This window comes from Clostridium sp. UBA871 (assembly GCF_002295255.1).
In the GTDB taxonomy this organism is placed as follows: domain Bacteria; phylum Bacillota; class Clostridia; order Clostridiales; family Clostridiaceae; genus Clostridium_J; species Clostridium_J sulfidigenes.
This window is the reverse complement of the sequence record NZ_DBFV01000004.1, coordinates 169,093-188,173: the sequence shown is the minus strand read 5'-3', so window position 1 is coordinate 188,173 and position 19,081 is coordinate 169,093. Positions and strand designations below refer to the sequence as shown.

The following is a 19,081-nucleotide window of genomic DNA, read 5'->3' as shown; positions in this document are numbered from 1 at the left end:
CTAATTTCATATAATATTCTAATACCTCTTTATATTTCATATATAGGTGCAGACCTCTTTGCTTTTATTGAATAATCATCAAGGTAATCTGGTAATCTTTCCTCTATACTACATCCATCTAATGAATACCAAGTTATTTTTTCAATGACATCACACAAACTTTTGCCATGAAATACTTTGGAATTTAAAATATCCTCTAATTTAGCATAATCATAGGCTTGTAAGCCATTTGATGTTAATCCATACCAGTATACTTCTTTACCTGGATTATCTCTATCTGGCATTTTCCCAAGCCAGCAATCTTCATATTCTGTGTCATCATCAATACAAAAGTTAATTTCAATACATGAATTATACTTTACTACATCACTTTTTAGTACTGTTATTAAGTCTTGCAATTTGATTTTCGCCAACATTCTCACCCCCAATACTTGTTTTCATAAGATAACCCATCTTTGTAATTTCTACTCCGCAATTTATACATAATTAGAATAGCTCATCTAATAAAATATAGTATTTTATTTTTACATAATCAGGTTTTATTTCTAATTCTTCAAACAACATATCTGTATATCTTGAATCAAAATCCATTAATTCACGAACACATAATGCAATATCTTGATATAGATCGCCAACTCCCCCTCGTCCTAAATCTATAAAGGATGTAATATCTTTACCATCTGTAAAATAATTGTTAAAACAATAGTCTCCATGTGTAAACACTAATTGTTCTACTGGCTTATTCCTTACGAGATAATTAAATACATCCCTAGATGTTTCAAGGCCTTCCGTATATTTATTTCTATCCACTCTTCCTATCAAATTATGTTCAATCCTGTATTTTGCTTTTTCTAATTTTTCCTCTATTCTACTGTTTAAATTACATTCTGTGATATCAACACTCTGCAATTTCTTTATACCAATAGCTGCTAAATGAACTAATCTTTCTGGAGCTTTTCTATATGTTTCATCTTCTAGCATCTGACCTTTTGCATTCTCTATTAGCATATAAGAAATGTCATCTTCTATCACACGATAAATCACTTTTGGTACTGATAGTTTTCCATACAACCACTGGTACATCTCATATTCTCTGATCACTTCATCATTAACCTTTTCTATCTTTAAATAATAAGATTTTTCCATATCAAAGCACTTAATTACTTTTGCTTTAGACATACCTTCTTTATCTACTTCAAAGTGCATACCTGCAAGTATTTTTTCTAACTTATTTGGTAAATACATATATTTTCCCACCAATCCTTTTTCTATATAAATATCTGGTTTTCTATATTCATTTAAATCTATCCTTGTGATTCTGTTGATCTATTTATTTTTTCATCTCTCCATAGTTTTAACAACTTTTTCATTTTTTTTCTGCTATCAATAACCCAAAACGGTTTATTAGGATATTTTTTATGTAAATTCATTATAGTATGTTTACGTGTTTTAGAGAAACTCCATAAGCCTTTACAAAGACGTAAAAACTCCTTATCAAGTTTTTCTTCAAGATATTGGGGTATATCCGAACGCTTTTTACCATTTCTTGTTAATACACTAACCAAACATATGAAACGATTTATATCAAGAAATATTATTAAATCTGCTGCTTTAAATCGCAATTCCATTGTGTCAGTATGATTTCCCTCAATTATCCATTTTACCTTTGATGTAAGTTCCATTTGCTTCTTTATCCATTCTTCTCTCGGAGGTTGTTCCCAATTAGGACGCCAAAACTCAACATCAAGATGAATAAGTGGCAAACCCGTGATAACAGACAATTCTTTAGATAAAAAACTTTTTCCACTACCATTATTACCAACAATAATAATGCGATTGTATCCTAATATACTCAATACTATCACTTCCTAAAATATAAATAATTTAATACCTATTATTAATGGGGCATGTCTAAAGAAATTATTCAGTTTCATATTTCTTAATCTCCTTCGATCAATTTATTATAATTACACATAGCCTATAAAATAATTATACATGAATATAAGCAAGTATAATCTAATTCTTCAAAATATCAGTATTAATAAATTTATTAAATATTTCAATCAGAATCATTTTAATTTTAAAGTGAAATTTACCCTCGTCATATGTAGATATTGGGAACTAATTAAGAAAGTTTGATCTTTGAAAATTGAATAGTACTTTATTGGTAAGATATGTTATAATAGTATCGAATTGTACTGGATAAATGGGAGTCATTGGGCTAGAAGTAAGGAGGATTGGTAATGAGGAAAAACGCATTATTAACTTGCTTTATATTAATTGTGTGTGCCATGATAACAGCATGTTCATCTGTAAGCAAAGATTATTCATCAAATATATCTGTAGATAATTCAGAATTAATATATGAATCGAAAGAATCTCCAAACGAAAACTATGTTAGTTTGGAGAAAGATAAAGTATTTTTTGTGGTACAAGTATTTCAAAAATCAGATAATTCTATCATTGTAAATTCAAGTTCAAATTCACAGTTTTTTGATGATATGCAATATATAATTAAATATGATAAGAAAATTTCTAAATCAGATATAGATATAAAATGGTTGACTCTAATGGGTTCTGAGGATGCTACGAAAGAAAATCAAATAGCCATATCTGATATAATAATATCCTATAGCGGAGAAGTAATTAGTGAAAGAAAAATAAATTTTGTTAAGAAAGCAATAGAAATAGTTGTAGATACTGTCAAAAATTAATTGTAATGCGGGATAAGTCCCCATTTTATAGTATATAGAGGAGTAATTTCAAATAAATACAATTCATTATAATTACACATCACCTATAAAATAATTATACATGAATATAAGCAAGTGTAACCTAATTTTTCAAAATATCATTATTAATAAATTCATTAAATATTTCAAGTAGAATCATCCATCCATTAAAATTCAATGGATACTTCAAAATGTGAGGTGAAGAAATCATGACAGATAAAAAAATTATAGTACAATTTACGATGCTGACATTTTGCATAGCCTATATTGTGTCAGGTGCTTTGATTATTCTTGGGCAGTTCGGATACTCGGTTTACAATTGGGTTCACTCGTTACAGCAATTCGGTATGAACATTCCTTTTGCAATCTATATTTTGTCACCCGCTATTGCTTCATATATCGTTCTGAAGAAGAATAACAAAATAGCAGATTTTAAGGAATGGTTGAAAACTGTTTTTTATTTTAAAAATAAAATTTCCCTCTATTTGTTCGTTGTTGCAGGGCTTGCACTGTATTTTTTGATACATATTGCAGTTTCAGGCCATACGGAAATGGTGCTTCCGTTTTATACGTTCTTCCTTTCTCTACCTGGGGGGCTTATTATCGGTGGCTTGGAAGAAGCTGGCTGGATGTACATATTGCAGCCTGAGCTTGACAAAGATTATGGCTTTGTTTTTTCTTCCATTTTTACAGGTATAGTTTGGATTTTTTGGCATATTCCTCTCTTTTTTATTCCGGGGACTAATCATGGAGAGGGACTCATTAACTTTTGGATGTTTGCAGTTCAACTCATGGCGTTTCGTTTTTTTAATGGAGCAATCTACAAAATATCAGGAAAAGGCTGTGTGTTTATGTGTGTATTATTCCATACCATGTTTAATGCAGCATCCCCCATCTTTGGCACCATGACTATGACTTGGTTAGGAACTGTTGTGGCAAATACTATGATTATTGTTGTTTCAATTGTAACTGTTGTGATGTACAACAAAAGTATAGTGTAATAGTACAACCCTGCATCCTTATACAAACTTTTCTTTGAAAATTGAATAGTACGGTGTTGGGAAATATGTTATAATATGGTCAAAGTAAGCGTGTTTAAATCAGTTGATAAAAAATAACGGGAGGTATTTTTATGGATTTTAGGATAATATCATTGCCACCATTCAAAGCAGCATCATCTGGGATAGATAAAGAATTTAACTTTTCCCCTGACGGTATTTTAGGAAAGTTCAATAAGTATTTTTCTGCAATTAATCTATGTGAACGAGATAGTTTTATGCCCAGAGACTTTTTATGTTTTGATGAAGAAAAACAAGGCCTAGTATGGTGGTGGGCATTGAGTGATGATATGGATGATGGCAGTAACGAAATTGTTGATTTTGAAGGCGGGTACTATGTAACTTATTTCTTCAAAGATGGAGATGAAGAAACACGTGGTAAGTTATATAATCAAGCCTTGGAATATATTAAGAATTCTGATATTTTCGAACTGGATATCCGTCAAAATCATTATGGTATGGGACATATTATTACACCACCAGAGATTATAAAAGCACAAGGATGGGCACAAATGGAAGCGTTTATACCCATTAAATTAAAATCAACCTCCAACTTGTAATGAAAGTTACAGTGAAGTAATTGAAATGTAAAGCTGTAAAAGATATAAATAGCTCACTAAAAATAAAATCAAATATTTTATGAAAATACCGTACTATTAAAACTGAATATACGGTATTTTTAGTTCGCAATATAATTAAAATCCAATTTATTATTTTATGAAAAATCAGCAAATATTGAATTAACCATTTAATATAGTTTTTCTATTATTCTATAGATTCTATTAATCTTACATAATTTACCACTTCATTTAATTCGTATTCATTGTTGTTATTTAATACTTTAATTATATCTCCAGTTTCAAGTGCTGTTGACCAAAAATATCCGGGGTGATGTATTAACCTTACTTATAATTATTATAATATTCTCGCGCCAGAATACTAAAATAGAATTGATCAATACACTTATTGTAAATTGTTTAATGGAAATGTATATTTAAAAACACTAATCATATAATCTTTTTCTTGAAAATCTCCGCAATAATCAAATCCCGCTTTAGAATAATAGTTTTTTAATTTTACATTTCCAGCCCAACAGTCTAAATATAGTGTTTTTCTTAAATTTCTTGAAATCTTAAAGGCATAATTAACAATTTTAAGTCCTATATCTTTTCCTTGATACCCTGGTAATATTGCTATTCTGTAAAGATATAAATTATTGGGTTTGTTGATGTGAAGTACAGCATTAACATCCATGTCTTTTATAGAAAATGTTCCAACTATTAGCTTGTCTATTGTCATCATATAGATGTTTTTATTTTTTACGTCTATGTTTATTTCTTCAATATCCCAAGGATATGTCCATTGATTAATACTTTTTTGATGTAAGTTTAACGTTACTTTATTTAGTAACTCAACTATTATCCTTATATCATCTTCCTCTGCTAATCTAATTTCATATAACATTCTAATACCTCTTTTATATTTCATTTATAGGTGCAGACCTTTTTGCTTTTATTGCATAATCCTCAAGTAATCTGGCAATCTTTCCTCTATACTACAGTTCCTTCTTATTGAAAATTTAATATTAAAGTTATTTTTGATAAACTTTTGCATTTCCTAACAATGATAGGTTATAACCGTCAACAATTATTGCACTTTGTTGTTGTGTAGTATATACCATCTTTCCATTTTCTCTTATATATTTTTCAATACTTTTATTTTGTGAATCAGTATTTTTATAGTGTACTTCAACTGCAAAATTGTCTATACATCTTAGTCCTTTTTCATAAATAAACTCTGGATAATCTTTATCTGGAGAAATATAATACTGCGAGCATTGCATCATAGCACCAGCACTCCATCCCATTATTATTCCACTATGCTGTTCTACGGTATTAATCAATCCTAACTCCGATAGCCTACTCATTATTTTATCTGGGAATCCACCTGTAAAAAAAACTATATCCGCTGAATTAATTTTTGCTTTAGCACTTTCTGAATTGTCTGTAAAGTAATTAATCAATGTTATATTATTATCCTCTATTCCATAAGTGTAAAATGGAGCAGCTATATTTTTGTAATGCTCACCACTTATTTTATTATAGGATTTTTCCCACTCAGCCTCATTTTTTATCCAATCCTCATGAAAAGCAAAAGGAATCACACAAATTTTGTACTCAGGTCTAATTATATTCTTTAATGTTTTATATGCCCATGATTCGTTAAAATCTAATCCATCTAATAAAATATTCATAATACTCCCCCTCAATGAAACTTTTTAAAATTCATAATGCTTCACAATTTAATATAACCGTTTTTATTTTCTGCTACAAACATAAATTCCATTATGTATTCCTTACTAAAGAGCGTGTCAATCCACTTCTTCTTTTACCTTTTTTAATACAGAATTAATAAATTCATTCTTTGCATTTGTATATGAACCTCTATCATTAGTATACTTTGAAGCTAAATTCTTCTTTAGCCTTGAATATTCCTCAACGGCTTCCTTATTTAGCCTAAGGTAATCACGAAAATAGATGTGATTTTTCCACAGTTCTCCGTTAATTATTTCTATATGCAAATAATGAGTTCTTAAATCTTCCCTTCCTTTAGCAAACATTACACGACCTTCAATCCCTGCATTATCTCTAAATTGATATCCATTTGCTTCTAATAAGTTTCTATGCTTATCTACATCATCCAATGATTTAACTCCTACAGCAATATCTATAATTGGTTTTGAATCAAGTCCTTCTATTGATGTACTTCCTACATGTTGTATGTCTATAGCAGTTTTGCCTAACAAATGATACAATAGTTTTTCTTCTTCCTTATAAATCTCTTTCCAATTAAAGCTATATGGAACAATCTTAACGGTTCCCCTTGCTAATCCAATCATTTATTTAACCTCCTTAAAGAGATGCACTAAATATTCTAGTTTAATAGTTAAATATATCTATAGTTAAACTGGTTCATGTTTTTATATTTAAATAGGTCTCTATATGCATTTTTACCTATATTAGATAGTTAAGTATATACCTATATGTATTTTAAACTAGGTAAGGGTATAGTTTTTAAATTTTAATATCTTACATAACTTATAGACAATATATTGAATTTGTAAATTGATTAATCTAAAATAAGTTTGTTTCAATTCTACTATTTAGTTCAAATAGTGCAACTTTATTACTTTCCCAATATAACTTTTTAAAAACCTCTTGATATGTCCCCCAGAAATATTCAGTATGTTCTAATGATAATTCTATATGGTTATTGTTAATATTAACTGCAAAACAATATTCAGGTATTACAAATACATTCTTATCCCAATATTGTCTACATTTCTCTGATATGCAGTTAGCAGGCACATAAAATGTAGATACTAATTGATAAAATTTATTTAAACTTTCTATACCAGACTCTTCAAATGATTCTCTCTTTGCAGCCTCTAAAGGAGTTTCATCGTCTTCAGCTCCGCCAGCAATAAATTGCCAATAATCTCCATTATTTCTCTTAAAAATACAATATAATGGGATTTCATTAACTAATTTATATGGTATTACTAATACCTGTATAGGCGCTCTCATAATATAAACTTCCCTTTTACATTTATTTGTATTTAACGAATAATAAATTACATTTTTTCATTTACAACCATAAATATAATACTTATTATAGCACGATTACAATAAAATGTATGTATATGAAAAAAGCACCTCCATAAAGAGATGCTCTAAAATAAATGGCTCTGATTTTTAATCAAAGCCATTAAATTCAATATTATGCTTATACTATTCGTCTTAATATTGCTTCTCATATTCTATAAGCATAATCCTCAAGATTATTTTGAGCTTCAAATCCTTCTGGCATTTTTTATGCTAACTCAATACTTTCAATGGTTATATTCCCCTTATTCCTTTTAGTCTTCATTAAGGGCAAAAAAGTTAAAGTTAATATATCATCTACGGTAAATTTAAAATTATTTTATTTTTCATTATTTTGTAGTAAACTATTCATAGTATAATTAATCCATAAATTGATTTTTTAGTATTTTTTTCTAATTTGAGTTATGACATTAATTATGAGGAGAGTAAGTAGATGAAAAAAAGAACAAAGATTATATTTAATGCAGAAGGAGAAAATTCAACTCAAAAGAAAGAACATGAGGAATCTATGGAAAGATGGAAAAAGGAAATACAAGAAGATAATAGATCAGATTGATTAACTTTAATATATATTGGGAGGTGTATCATGAATAAGATAGAAAATTTACTAAAAATTCGTAAAATTTCTTTGGCCTGCTTATTTTTATCTGTTCCTCTATGCTTTATAGGATGTTTTTTTCCTTTTACCTTATTTACAATTATTGGTATAAGTTTATTGCCAGTATTTATAGTATTATCTCTTTTGTTTTGGAAATGTCCTTATTGTAATTACAGGTTACCAATGAAATTTGACAAAGATAGTGATATTGATTTGGTATATCAATGTCCATATTGTAATAAGAAGTTTAATTGAAGTAAATATATATTTATAGACAATATCCAGATATGAAAGACAATATGTAAAATGAAATATAAAAACAAATGGAAGAGCAATCTTCCATTTGTTTTTTACCCCTAATATAAATTAAAATTTAAATATCTAGTCACTTTATGCCTCAATATTGTACTTTCCTAAGGCTGATTGTAAAATAAAATTCTATAAACTACAATAGTCTTTATTAGGAATTCTATTAAGAAGAGTGCTCATAAAATTCCATTCTAACAAATTCTCCATAACCAAGAGGCGTATCTTTCCTATAAGTATCTACTACATTAAACCCTGCACTTTTATAACATTTAATCGCCCTTTCATTGAAAGACCGAACTTCTAAAGCAATCTTTTTATCTGTATATATCTTCTTGCATTGTTCTTTTACTATTTCCATTAAGACCTTTCCTAATCCTTGTCCACATAGAGATGGTTTTAAACCAATTCCAATAAAAACACACTCATTTTTATCCAGTAACCTTATGTATCCACATAAGCAATTGCAATGATCAATCACAGCATTAAATTCACTCTTTCTCTTTTCTTCTATTGTAATCCCCCATTTTTCATTAGATACTTTATCCCATCCTGGATAATTATATATAGAATATATATCGTCATATTTCCAATCGCAAACTTCTTTTGCATATAGCTCTGTAAGACCTGCCAATCTCAAATTCATTTCGTACACCTCTAGAAAATTTTCCATTTACATTACAATATGATACTTTCATGAATAAATTCACCACATCCACCACAAGGTGGCATATTTTTCTTACTTATTTTACACTATTGCTATTTACTCTCTGGTTTCGTGATTAACTCTATTGCTTTTTCTATAACCTCATCCTTACCCTCTGCAATTCCTTTCACAGTTTGTTTTACAGTTATGTCAGGTTTAAGACCTATTCTTTGTGTCTGGCTTCCATCCATATATGTTACTGCTAGCCCTGATATAGATGTCTGTATACACCCTGGGAGTGTAATGTCCATTTTATTACCATTAGCTCCTGCAGAAGGAGTTCCTATTACCGTTGCATTTGGTGCATCCATAAAAGACATAACCATTGTCTCCAAGACGCTTTGTGTACATTCATTCATCAGTATTATTACCTTCCCATTATACTGATATCTATCTTTTACTTTTCCTAATGAGGTTCTAATAATGCCGTTATCAAATATTTTGCTAAATGTAGTTGAATCTATACCTTTGTCCAATTGTTCCGCTATGAATCCTCTTCCTGAACTATTACTGGTTGATTTGATAAATTTCCCTGGTTCGAAACTATTACTTGAATAAAATTGTTGATATTCAGAAACTTTAGGTTTTATATATTCCCCTATAGGATAATTAATAAATTTTAAATATTCACTCATTTTTACATTATCGAATCGCGCATCAATAATCAACCCTTCTGTCCCTTTAAATTTTTTCATTAATTTATCTAAATCTCCACTTTCAAGTGTAGCTATATTAATATAACCTATTTTTTTGTCTCCCATAAAGCAACTTTTCTCATCTTGGCCCAGTCTTTTTACATCATACTTGCTATTATAATAGCATGGAACATTCAAGCTTAACTTTTCACCATTTCTTATTACCTCTATTTCAGCTATTTCTTTTGTAGAACGCAAAAGGTAATAGTCAAAAGCATTTGTAAAACGATTTTTATCTGATACTGATATATATTTGTTGCACTCCTCTATTATCTTTTCTATAGTAGTTCCATCAATAGCTACCACAATATCTCCTACCTTTAAAGGGGACTTATCTTCCCTGCCAGCAATGACAATCTGACCATCTATATTAAATATTGATGCTTTTGCTTTGTATGCTCCAAAGTGTTGTTGTAGCACCTTAAAGTTATCATTAAAAAAGCCATGAGAGTCATGAATATATGTGGTAAGATTTGCAATGGATAATACATATGATTCCTTATCACCTTGAAGTGCTAACTCAGGAATCTTGTCATAAAGTACTTGATCCCAATCTTCATCCATGAGATTTTTATATGGATAGAAATATTCTATAATATTCCAATAACGAAACAACCCGAGCAATCTCATTCCTGTGTCTTCATAGTTAATAGAATTGTCCATAAAAGAATCTGAAGATACATTAACAATATCCCCTTCTTCAAAAACAGCATATCCATTGTCATTATCAGTTACTTTTACCTCTGATAAATTTTCAAGATAGTCAGCAAGGTTATTTCCAAGGACTTGTCTATTCTTTATCCATGAATATTCTACATCTAAGTATACTTTCTCTTTTACTTGACGATATAGATCTTCCTGTTCTTTACTAAGTGTATTAACCTGAAATGGAAACTGGTTTAACCATGTAGCCATGATATCTCCAGCTTCTTCCTTGGTGGTTGCCTCAAGCACCTTTGGCATAACTCTAAATAATTCTGCATCCCAATTAACATTCCCTGCTGTAATCTCTGGATGACGATACTTAGTAAATCCCCAGACCTTTGCTAAAGTATGCAAATTCTTCTGTTGAACTTCACTTAATTTTTCTATTCTAACTTCACTATCCGATGCAAACTCTGTATCTTGGGATCTTTTAAGATTCTTTTCTTCAGTTTTATCTGAACTAGTACAAGACACAAATGTTAGAACCATAATTATAAGTATAAAACTAATTACTATTTTTTTACTAAATACATTGATTTTAACTTCTCTTTTTTTCATACTTTCCACCTACATTCTTTAGTACTTTAAAATCTTTTTCAATAAGATCTTATCTTTGATAAAGTACAATTATATACAATATTGTCTATAATATTATAAATATACCATAAAAACACTATACCACATAGTAACTAATGTGAAAACCATTTATGGAATATATTATAATTTTTGTTAGGTGATTTGAAATATGCTCACTTTAAAAAATCAACAGTTAACTTATCATTGATGAAAAATACTCTTTAATTATATGTCTATGTGTTTCAGCGATATTTACTTTTTCTAGCTCTTGGTAAGTAAAATACTTCAATTCTTCTGATTCGTCACTGCATACCAATTTATGATTCTCTGTTAAATTTACTATATAAGCAGCAGATATTATTCTAACAATATTTCCATCTGGATATGCAGCGATTCTTGATGGGTCTGAAAACATTTTCCAAAAGAACAAAGACTCTTCTGATATTATAATTCCTGTTTCTTCATTAATTTCTCTAATTATTCCTTCTTCTAAACTTTCATCAATTTTCAAACCTCCGCCTATAAGTGCCCAACGGTTACTATCTGCTCTTTTTTCTAATAATATTTTATTATTATACTTAATAATTGCACAGGCACCTATATGGTTTTGCTTATTAGGTTTTGGCGCATTTTCATTTTTATAATAAAATTTTGCTTCAATCATATTGTTCCATCCTCCAATATTTAAAATCTACAATTTTATGAACTATAACACAATTATTCATTTACAATCATAATTATAATACTTATCATAACATAATTTAAATAAATTACAATTTATTTACACTGGTTAATTTATTCTCCTAAATCACAAATCTGCATATTATTAGCTCCATTACACAAACTAAAGGTGAAAGGAGGCTTTGATATGAAAAAGTTTACTGTTATATTGTTAATTTTAATTACATTGGTATTAAGTACTTTTACTTCTACACGTGTATTTGCTGAAAATATATTTACAGAGGGTGTTTATAAGGCGACTGATTTCAATATATCCCCAAATGAATCTTATCTAGTTCAAAATGTTTCAGCAAACGATAGTGTTTTTCTTACTCTTTATGATGAAAATCAAGTTATAATACAATCTATTCGTCTTGAACCTAAGTCTGCTAAGTATAATTTAATTCCTCTTAAGCCTGAATATAGAATTGTTATAGTTGGTAATGGTCAAATATTTATTGATAAAGGGACACAATAAGGTGTCCTTTTATTGTAATAATCATTTATTATTTGCTCCAAGTATATTATTCAGTTATTAATATGCAGTAAACTATGCTGAATGCTGAAGAGTTATAATATATTTTTTTCATTTGTAAGCATAACTCTTCTAGTCATTACAATGGTAACTACCGCTTTTATATACAAAAAATAAGAGGTGCTGTCCCACCTAGAAATTACTTTCTATTGTGTAACAGCCCCTTACAATTAATTATAATAGATTTTTAAGTTATTATTCAGTTTGATCAGTTACAGTTTTTGATTCATTATAGGTATCAGTCAATTGTTGCATAGGTGAATTATAAGGTTTAGCCCAACCTTTGTTTACAGCTAGTTCTGTAAGAGCGGTGTGCCCTCCAACTATTTGACTTAAACCAGAAGAATATATGGATCTTAACTCTGGAGTACTGCTTGTTAATGTAGCATTAAGATAAGCGTCAGCTGCAGCTTTTCCAGAAGAAAGCATATTTGTAGATATAACCTCATCATTGATATTAATGTTATTTTTAATTAGGTTTCCAACTAAATTTGCCATTCCATTATACCTCCCTTGGAACTGTTACTTGATTTTCGGTAATAAATTGTTGTAATCCTTTTATCCTACCCTCGCATGCTAGCGTGCTAGATTCACCTTGTCTTTTTAGATTTTCATCTGTTATTAGTGCATTCACTGCTCTTTGTACAATTAATCCATCTTGTTCCATCTTCAAAAGTGATGTTAAAGATAGTACTTCTGCTTCTGAAAGTTTTCTCATGTTCTTACCTCCTAAATATAAATTATAAGCACTTATATTATGTGATTTTAAGAAGGTTAATAACCATGTTATATCTATCCATTTCATTTTCAAATAAGTATCATTTGCTTTTTTATGAGGTAGGTTTGTTAATATAATACTTATTATAGCTCAACTACAATAAGATATATTAAAATACAAAAAGCACCTCTAAAAAGAGATGCTCAAATCAAGGTTTATTAAATACTAATCTATAGATTTATTAAATGTCTTAATAGAATCATATATTAATATAATTTCTTAATTTCTTCAAAATATGAATTATTAATTACTTTAGTTATAGCTTTACTTACGTAAGAATAATTAAAATCTTTTAAATGAATATTTCCAACATAATATTCATTTTCCCTTTCTTCTAAACAGAATAAATCATAGTACTGATTTAAGTCATTGAGCAATTCTTTCAAATCATCCATACTAGGATAACCATAAACTTCTTCAGCATCTATATTAATACTCCAATCCCTTACTATTTGAGCGTATTTCCTAAAAACCTCTACAAATGAATTGCAATATTCATCATTTTCATTATCACTAAATATAATTTTTGATTTATCATTATTAATGATTATTGGTAATATTTCTTCTATGCTAGTAAGTTCTAGTTCGTAATTAGCTAGATTTTCATAATCTTTTATTATTTGCTTCTAGTATTCCCCTTATTTCCTAACACTATCTTCCACATCCTCATCTATGTCCTTCTAATTTAGCCTTAATATATCCCATATATATCATTGATGAACTATCAGATATTTGAGGAATCTCAAATCTACATTTCTTATAGAAATCATAATTTTCTGGAGTAGTATGCACCCACCAATTTCCATGGGGTAACTTTTCTAAACACAAGTCTATAAGTTTTTTACCTATGCCTTTTCCTCTATACTCTTCTTTCACAGCCAGGTCTTGGATTGTTGCTGTCATGACTCTATCTGATACAACCCTTACCATAGCTATCATATCTTCCTTATCCCAGACAGTGAAAACCCATGATGAATTTTTAAAGCAGATTTCATACTTTTCATCTAGCCATAACGGTTGATTTACAGACACCCAACCAACTTCATTGTACATTTTTTTAATGATATCCCCCTTAATCCCATCTGCACCTTCTCTAATAATCAATCCTTTATAATATTGATACATTAAATCCCCCCCTAAAATTAATTTGAACACAATTTCCTAATTTTTTTCATTTGCAATCATAAATATAATACCTATTATAACATTAGTACAATAAAATGTATGCAAATAAGCACCTCTATATAGAGATGCTCTAAAATAAATAGCTTTGATTTCAAATCAAAGCCATTTAATGATAAGTATACTTATTTTATAATAACTAGTTAAAAAATATAAGATCTAATTATTTTATACCTGCATCAATATGTACTTCACCGTCACCAACTATTACGATTTTATATTCAGATTTAAGAGAAACTAAATAATGTCTTGGTGATTTAGGTTCTAGATATAAGACTTGTGTTTTAATATTATTTTCATTAAAAACAATAACAGAAATACTATATGCTGATATATTTTGAACATGATAAGAACCATCTTTTGAATGATTAAAATCCGATACTTTATAAAAACCCTCTTTATACATATTTCGTGAAGATGCATAAGTTGTAATAGATGTACCAAATATAATAGTTACTAAAATTAGTAAGATCATAATAAATTTTTTCATATAATATCCACCTCTCAGTGATATTTTATGTATTATTAATAATAATATACAATTATTCACTTATATCATTTTGCACTATAAAATAGGAGCAATATAAAATGTACTCTATAAGGTGGACAAATTAAGAAGAAGGCAAGGCTTAGGTATTAACTAAACAACTTATGAAAAAATTCAAAATGAAAAGAGTGTCAATTATCCTAACTAATAATTATTATCGTTAGCTTTATGATTATCCTCTTTTTCTACCTAAGTAATAATAACCGTTTGATTTATTTCCATTCATAGTTGTATATACCACCTGATTTAAAATCAATTTATCAAATGGCTGCAAACATTGATCAATCCATTTTATATCGTGATGCCTAACTATAGCACCTTCAGGTAATTCAAATACACCATATCTTTGGTATTTATCTTGAAATAACTTATAACGTTCTATATTGCGTTCATCTGTGTTTAGTAAGAAATCATTAATATACAGAATCCCATTAGGTTTCAAAACACGCTCTATTTCTTTTAGCAATGCTGCCTGTTCTTTATCGTTAACAATACACGTTAGCACTGCAAATAAAATAACCGCATCACAACTTTCACTATCTAATTCAATATTATCTCCTTGCATTACCCTCAAATCTAAATGAGGATATTTTACATTGCCTCGTTGTATCATTTTCTCTGAGAAGTCAATTCCTATTAAATTGCTGTACCCTTCTAAATTTAGCTGTTCTAATGTTCTTCCATAACCACAACCCACATCTAGAATAATACCTTCCTTATTAACAAACTTAGCAAACTCTTCAAAGTGAAAAGGTGTTGTAAATTCTTTGTTTTCTGCGACTGTATTCCAATATTTCTTCTGTGTCATGACAAACCTCCTAGTTTCTTTTTATTGAATTATAATTTATGATGAAATATTATATAAATAACCTTTACTTAGTCTTATGTTATATAAGATTGTGTTTATAATGTCCTTAATGATTTGTTCCATTCAATATAAAAATCAACCATTGAATTATATCTTTTAGACCTATCAATATTTATGGATTTAATTACGATATCATATAGGTTTTTATTCAATTGCTTATTATTTATTAATTTCATTACCTAATTTAAGAAACTTTCAACTTAATGCAATTTATAATTGCAACTACTTTTCCATTAAGTATGCTGAACATGAAACACTAAAATCACATTGTTCATATAATTTTTTTGCACTAATATTATCAACATCTACGTATAGCCTAATGCCTGTAGCATTCTTTTCTTGCCTTAATATCTCTGCTTTTTTCATTAATTCATAGGCAAACCCATTTCTGCGATATGAAGGATGAATCCATAATTCATCAACATAAACATGTCCAAAACCATTATATTTACCAACTTTAGGCATATAAATTAATGAAATCCAACCAACATATCGTCTTTCCACTTCAACCACATATATAAACAAATTAGGATTTGACAATTCATTTATAATACTTTGCTTAATTGCTTCTTTCAATGGTAATCTTTCACTACCGTTCATTCTCCAATATATCATATCATCAAATAATGAATAATTCCGTGCATCTATTTTCACAATTTTATAGTTCATACAATCACCCTCATATACAATATAATTAGTTATCTTTTTATCTAGTAAATCCATATTTTTTGACATTCTCTTTAAAGCATTATTCACTCTTGCTTATATATCATTATCAGTCATCCTACAATTTGTCTAACATGCCTATTTTTATCTAATTATCTCTAATAATTCATTTAGGGAATTAATCTCAATAAAATTTTTGTTATTAATATGGGTATCATGTTTACGGTTTATAAAAACAGGTGTAAAACCAAATTTTTCAGCCCCTAGAACATCAGCTTCAAAGTTATCTCCAATGAAGTAAACTTGTTCCATTTCGATGGTAGTATCATACTTTTTAATATCATCAAATACAATTTTAAATAAATCTTTATGGGGCTTCCTTATCTTATAATCCGCACTGAAATGTATATTAGCAAAATATTTTTCTAAATCATATTGGTTAATGAATCTTTTCATTACATTCTTTTTAAATATGGAGTTACTTAATAAATATACTGGGATTCCTAATAACTTAAGTTGCTCTAAGGTAGAAATAGTGTCATTAAACAATTCAGTAGTATTTATTTCAAGTGCACAATTAAATAAAATTTTTTCTAGGGAATAATTCACTTTAAAACCATATTTATTTTTAAAATCTAAAAGTTCATCTTCAAATGCCAGTTCTGAATTATCCTCGCTTCTTTTATCATAAAGTTCTTTCCAATATGTAGCTGCATAATCTAGAAATTCAGCTTTAACAGTGTCTTTTGATAAAATATTTTTATGTAGATAAGATAAACCCGAATTAAAATCAAATTTAATATCATGAAGCAATGTGTCAAATAAATCAAAGACAATAGCTCTAACTTTAGCCATAAAACCCCTCCGCAAATTATTATTTATCTAGCCTTGATAATATTTTTTGTATCCTAACCGTACAGTCAATCTTTCTATTAACATGGTCTCTCCATGAATTAGATAAAGGAAAATTAAAAGATATCTAGGTATCGGGTCTAAATCGAAATTTAGAAGTTCCTCCACTTTTAGCATGCTTCAATCCTCCTTTTAGCTCCGTTGCTTAAATGCATTTGTATATATGCTTTTTGCACAACCATCGCTGATCGCTTTATGGTAATATATTCTATAAAATACCATAAATTCCTCTAAAGCAAAAGAAGTCTTGTTAGTAGAGTTTGGATTTTATAATAGACTAAAATAAGCTAAAATTAAACCATTAATAAGTTTTCAAATTATTCAATGTAAATTAATACCCCAATTATTCTCAAAACTATTACTGTAATAAATCCAATTATAATTAATCTATTTGCTACCTTAAGTTCTTCTAGCGTTTCCTTACTAACTATTTCTGTATCATCATGCCTCTTTAGTTTTTTAGATATCTTTATATGCTTTATATATCCCCAAAGTATTATACAATAAGGAATCAAAGAAAGTAGTTCTAGAATAACAGGAAATTCTCTTAATATATCTCTCAAATATATACCCCCTTATATGATAGTGCGTAACAATTTATAATTATTCCTTCACATTCTTATTCATATACTTATTATAACACAATTTCAATAAAATGTATAAAAGCACCTCTATATAGAGATGCTTTAAAATAAACAGCTTTGATTTTTAATCAAAGCCATTAAAACCTGATCAATCTATGCCTCAAAATTGTATTTAACAAATGTAATTCCTTCAAGTTCACATGATGTGGACATACCACTTTTCTTATAAAAGGCTTTAGTTTTTTCTGTATTATCAGTCATCAGTACAATTTGTCTAATATGCTTATATTTATCTAATACTGATTGTAAAAGATAATTTCCTATGCCTTGTCTTTGATACTCTTCTTTTACTAAGATATCTTGTATATAAATAATAGAAGCATCATCACCAACAACCCTAATTAATCCAATCAACTCTTCCCCATCAAAAGCTCCAATATTGAATAAGGAATTTTTTACTGCCTTAAATAGTTTATCAGGTTTATCTGAATATACTGTCCACCCAACATTTTTATATAATTCTATCAATTGTTTTAATTCAAACGTTCCATTTTCTTTATATTTTATATTCATTTTTATTCTCCATTTCATATATATTTGAACTAGCTACTTTATGTGGAGAATTAATTTCTACCACTCACTAATAATTTCTTATTTTCCGTTTTAAGAAAAGGACAACCATCAAAATTCCTTTAATTCAATAAAATCAACACCATTTTCACTTGCAATTCCTGCATACAACTTATTATTATCTTTACCTATAGACAAATAATGCCTCAAACATTCTTTAGCAGTAAAAGGCATTTCTCTATCTAAAACTTCATTCATATTAACCCACTCCAATATGCCTTCATCACATTCATTAATGTCTATTTCAGTGTTTTGTAGTTCAGTGAAATAGTAATAGTTTTGCCTAATCTCATTATTCTTCATACGAAGTGTAACATATTTTAAATCTACAGTTCCAATATCGTTTTCTGTAATACCTGTTTCTTCAAACAGTTCCCTTAAAACACATGCCTTTGGATTATTTAGTTCGCCTTTTTCAAAATGACCACCTATACCACACCAAGAAGGTTGCACAACTCTTGAACCAACTCTATAAAGCAGTAACATTTTATTTTTAAATATAATATAAATTGTAGTCATATTCCTTAACATATCTAAAACACCTCATTTAAGTTTCTTTTAGACTTTAAGTTCACTTTCTTATACCCCTATGCGAAACTTATCAATATAATTTCTTAA

The 19,081-nt window shown here is 28.5% G+C and carries 27 protein-coding genes; 6 read left to right on the top strand and 21 right to left on the bottom strand.

The features are described from left to right. Window positions 1-29: 29 nt before the first annotated feature. The 3 genes from B3086_RS06780 to B3086_RS06770 form a co-directional block, all read right to left on the bottom strand. Window positions 30-416, bottom strand: coding sequence for a hypothetical protein (locus tag B3086_RS06780; RefSeq protein WP_346846817.1), 387 nt, complete (start codon window positions 414-416; stop codon window positions 30-32). Window positions 417-486: 70 nt separating this feature from the next. Further along, entirely contained in the window at window positions 487-1,245 is a 759-nt protein-coding gene (locus B3086_RS06775; RefSeq protein WP_346893040.1) for an APH(3') family aminoglycoside O-phosphotransferase, read from the bottom strand. A 59-nt stretch (window positions 1,246-1,304) separates the two neighbouring features. Then, window positions 1,305-1,856, bottom strand: coding sequence for a hypothetical protein (locus B3086_RS06770; RefSeq protein WP_346846815.1), 552 nt, complete (start codon window positions 1,854-1,856; stop codon window positions 1,305-1,307). 387 nt (window positions 1,857-2,243) lie between these two features. Between B3086_RS06770 and B3086_RS06765 the strand changes: the two genes are divergently transcribed. The 3 genes from B3086_RS06765 (at window position 2,244) to B3086_RS06755 (ending at window position 4,350) form a co-directional block, all read left to right on the top strand. Further along, complete coding sequence (locus tag B3086_RS06765; RefSeq protein ID WP_346893038.1) at window positions 2,244-2,714, top strand: hypothetical protein; 471 nt, start codon at window positions 2,244-2,246, stop codon at window positions 2,712-2,714. A 227-nt stretch (window positions 2,715-2,941) separates the two neighbouring features. Beyond that, a complete protein-coding gene (locus tag B3086_RS06760; protein ID WP_346846813.1) occupies window positions 2,942-3,733 on the top strand; it encodes a CPBP family intramembrane glutamic endopeptidase in 792 nt (263 codons plus the stop codon). Between the two features lie 131 nt (window positions 3,734-3,864). Next, window positions 3,865-4,350: a hypothetical protein gene (locus B3086_RS06755; protein ID WP_346846812.1), complete on the top strand. Its 486-nt coding sequence runs from the start codon at window positions 3,865-3,867 to the stop codon at window positions 4,348-4,350. A gap of 403 nt (window positions 4,351-4,753) precedes the next feature. Here the strand turns inward: B3086_RS06755 and B3086_RS06750 are convergent, their stop codons facing one another. The 4 genes from B3086_RS06750 to B3086_RS06735 form a co-directional block, all read right to left on the bottom strand. Next, entirely contained in the window at window positions 4,754-5,254 is a 501-nt protein-coding gene (locus B3086_RS06750; RefSeq protein WP_346846811.1) for a GNAT family N-acetyltransferase, read from the bottom strand. Between the two features lie 127 nt (window positions 5,255-5,381). Continuing rightward, window positions 5,382-6,044 (bottom strand): Type 1 glutamine amidotransferase-like domain-containing protein, encoded by a 663-nt coding sequence (locus tag B3086_RS06745; RefSeq protein WP_346846810.1) that lies wholly within the window; start codon window positions 6,042-6,044, stop codon window positions 5,382-5,384. Between the two features lie 117 nt (window positions 6,045-6,161). Beyond that, entirely contained in the window at window positions 6,162-6,689 is a 528-nt protein-coding gene (locus B3086_RS06740) for a GrpB family protein (RefSeq protein WP_346846809.1), read from the bottom strand. Between the two features lie 235 nt (window positions 6,690-6,924). Then, the gene (locus B3086_RS06735; protein WP_346891430.1) at window positions 6,925-7,377 is read right to left on the bottom strand and encodes an NUDIX hydrolase; all 453 of its coding nucleotides are present in this window, start codon (window positions 7,375-7,377) and stop codon (window positions 6,925-6,927) included. Between the two features lie 511 nt (window positions 7,378-7,888). On the opposite strand from B3086_RS06735, the gene B3086_RS06730 reads away from it, so the two are divergent. After that, complete coding sequence (locus B3086_RS06730; protein WP_346846807.1) at window positions 7,889-8,011, top strand: hypothetical protein; 123 nt, start codon at window positions 7,889-7,891, stop codon at window positions 8,009-8,011. A gap of 30 nt (window positions 8,012-8,041) precedes the next feature. Beyond that, window positions 8,042-8,308 carry a hypothetical protein gene (locus tag B3086_RS06725; protein ID WP_346846806.1) on the top strand — a complete coding sequence of 89 codons (267 nt, stop codon included), beginning with the start codon at window positions 8,042-8,044 and terminating at the stop codon, window positions 8,306-8,308. 217 nt (window positions 8,309-8,525) lie between these two features. Here B3086_RS06725 and B3086_RS06720 read toward each other — a convergent pair whose 3' ends face one another. From B3086_RS06720 to B3086_RS06710, 3 genes are all read right to left on the bottom strand, one after another. After that, window positions 8,526-9,005 (bottom strand): GNAT family N-acetyltransferase, encoded by a 480-nt coding sequence (locus tag B3086_RS06720; protein ID WP_346893035.1) that lies wholly within the window; start codon window positions 9,003-9,005, stop codon window positions 8,526-8,528. 113 nt (window positions 9,006-9,118) lie between these two features. Further along, window positions 9,119-11,023, bottom strand: coding sequence for a S41 family peptidase (locus tag B3086_RS06715; RefSeq protein ID WP_346893033.1), 1,905 nt, complete (start codon window positions 11,021-11,023; stop codon window positions 9,119-9,121). 211 nt (window positions 11,024-11,234) lie between these two features. Next, complete coding sequence (locus B3086_RS06710; protein WP_346893031.1) at window positions 11,235-11,705, bottom strand: NUDIX domain-containing protein; 471 nt, start codon at window positions 11,703-11,705, stop codon at window positions 11,235-11,237. Window positions 11,706-11,909: 204 nt separating this feature from the next. Here B3086_RS06710 and B3086_RS06705 point away from each other — a divergent pair, with 204 nt between their 5' ends. Then, complete coding sequence (locus B3086_RS06705; RefSeq protein ID WP_346879371.1) at window positions 11,910-12,239, top strand: hypothetical protein; 330 nt, start codon at window positions 11,910-11,912, stop codon at window positions 12,237-12,239. Between the two features lie 252 nt (window positions 12,240-12,491). On the opposite strand, the gene B3086_RS06700 is transcribed toward B3086_RS06705, so the two are convergent. The 11 genes from B3086_RS06700 to B3086_RS06650 all read right to left on the bottom strand — a co-directional run bounded on the left by B3086_RS06700 (window position 12,492) and on the right by B3086_RS06650 (window position 18,982). Next, window positions 12,492-12,794: a spore coat protein gene (locus B3086_RS06700; RefSeq protein ID WP_035135694.1), complete on the bottom strand. Its 303-nt coding sequence runs from the start codon at window positions 12,792-12,794 to the stop codon at window positions 12,492-12,494. 4 nt (window positions 12,795-12,798) lie between these two features. Continuing rightward, complete coding sequence (locus B3086_RS06695; RefSeq protein WP_346846800.1) at window positions 12,799-13,014, bottom strand: hypothetical protein; 216 nt, start codon at window positions 13,012-13,014, stop codon at window positions 12,799-12,801. Window positions 13,015-13,280: 266 nt separating this feature from the next. Beyond that, a complete protein-coding gene (locus B3086_RS06690) occupies window positions 13,281-13,469 on the bottom strand; it encodes a hypothetical protein (RefSeq protein WP_346876788.1) in 189 nt (62 codons plus the stop codon). Between the two features lie 271 nt (window positions 13,470-13,740). Beyond that, window positions 13,741-14,199, bottom strand: coding sequence for a GNAT family N-acetyltransferase (locus B3086_RS06685; RefSeq protein ID WP_346891436.1), 459 nt, complete (start codon window positions 14,197-14,199; stop codon window positions 13,741-13,743). Between the two features lie 220 nt (window positions 14,200-14,419). Beyond that, window positions 14,420-14,746 carry a hypothetical protein gene (locus tag B3086_RS06680; RefSeq protein WP_346876790.1) on the bottom strand — a complete coding sequence of 109 codons (327 nt, stop codon included), beginning with the start codon at window positions 14,744-14,746 and terminating at the stop codon, window positions 14,420-14,422. A 229-nt stretch (window positions 14,747-14,975) separates the two neighbouring features. Beyond that, on the bottom strand, window positions 14,976-15,611 hold the full coding sequence (locus tag B3086_RS06675; protein WP_346891438.1) for a class I SAM-dependent methyltransferase: 636 nt from the start codon (window positions 15,609-15,611) through the stop codon (window positions 14,976-14,978). Window positions 15,612-15,893: 282 nt separating this feature from the next. Next, window positions 15,894-16,406, bottom strand: coding sequence for a GNAT family N-acetyltransferase (locus B3086_RS06670; RefSeq protein WP_346876792.1), 513 nt, complete (start codon window positions 16,404-16,406; stop codon window positions 15,894-15,896). 75 nt (window positions 16,407-16,481) lie between these two features. After that, window positions 16,482-17,192, bottom strand: coding sequence for an HAD family hydrolase (locus B3086_RS06665; RefSeq protein ID WP_346893029.1), 711 nt, complete (start codon window positions 17,190-17,192; stop codon window positions 16,482-16,484). A 374-nt stretch (window positions 17,193-17,566) separates the two neighbouring features. Further along, window positions 17,567-17,812, bottom strand: a complete 246-nt coding sequence (locus B3086_RS06660; RefSeq protein WP_346846792.1) for a hypothetical protein — start codon at window positions 17,810-17,812, stop codon at window positions 17,567-17,569. 174 nt (window positions 17,813-17,986) lie between these two features. Further along, on the bottom strand, window positions 17,987-18,406 hold the full coding sequence (locus B3086_RS06655; protein WP_346893027.1) for a GNAT family N-acetyltransferase: 420 nt from the start codon (window positions 18,404-18,406) through the stop codon (window positions 17,987-17,989). Window positions 18,407-18,514: 108 nt separating this feature from the next. Continuing rightward, window positions 18,515-18,982 carry an NUDIX domain-containing protein gene (locus B3086_RS06650; RefSeq protein WP_346891442.1) on the bottom strand — a complete coding sequence of 156 codons (468 nt, stop codon included), beginning with the start codon at window positions 18,980-18,982 and terminating at the stop codon, window positions 18,515-18,517. Window positions 18,983-19,081: the final 99 nt, after the last annotated feature.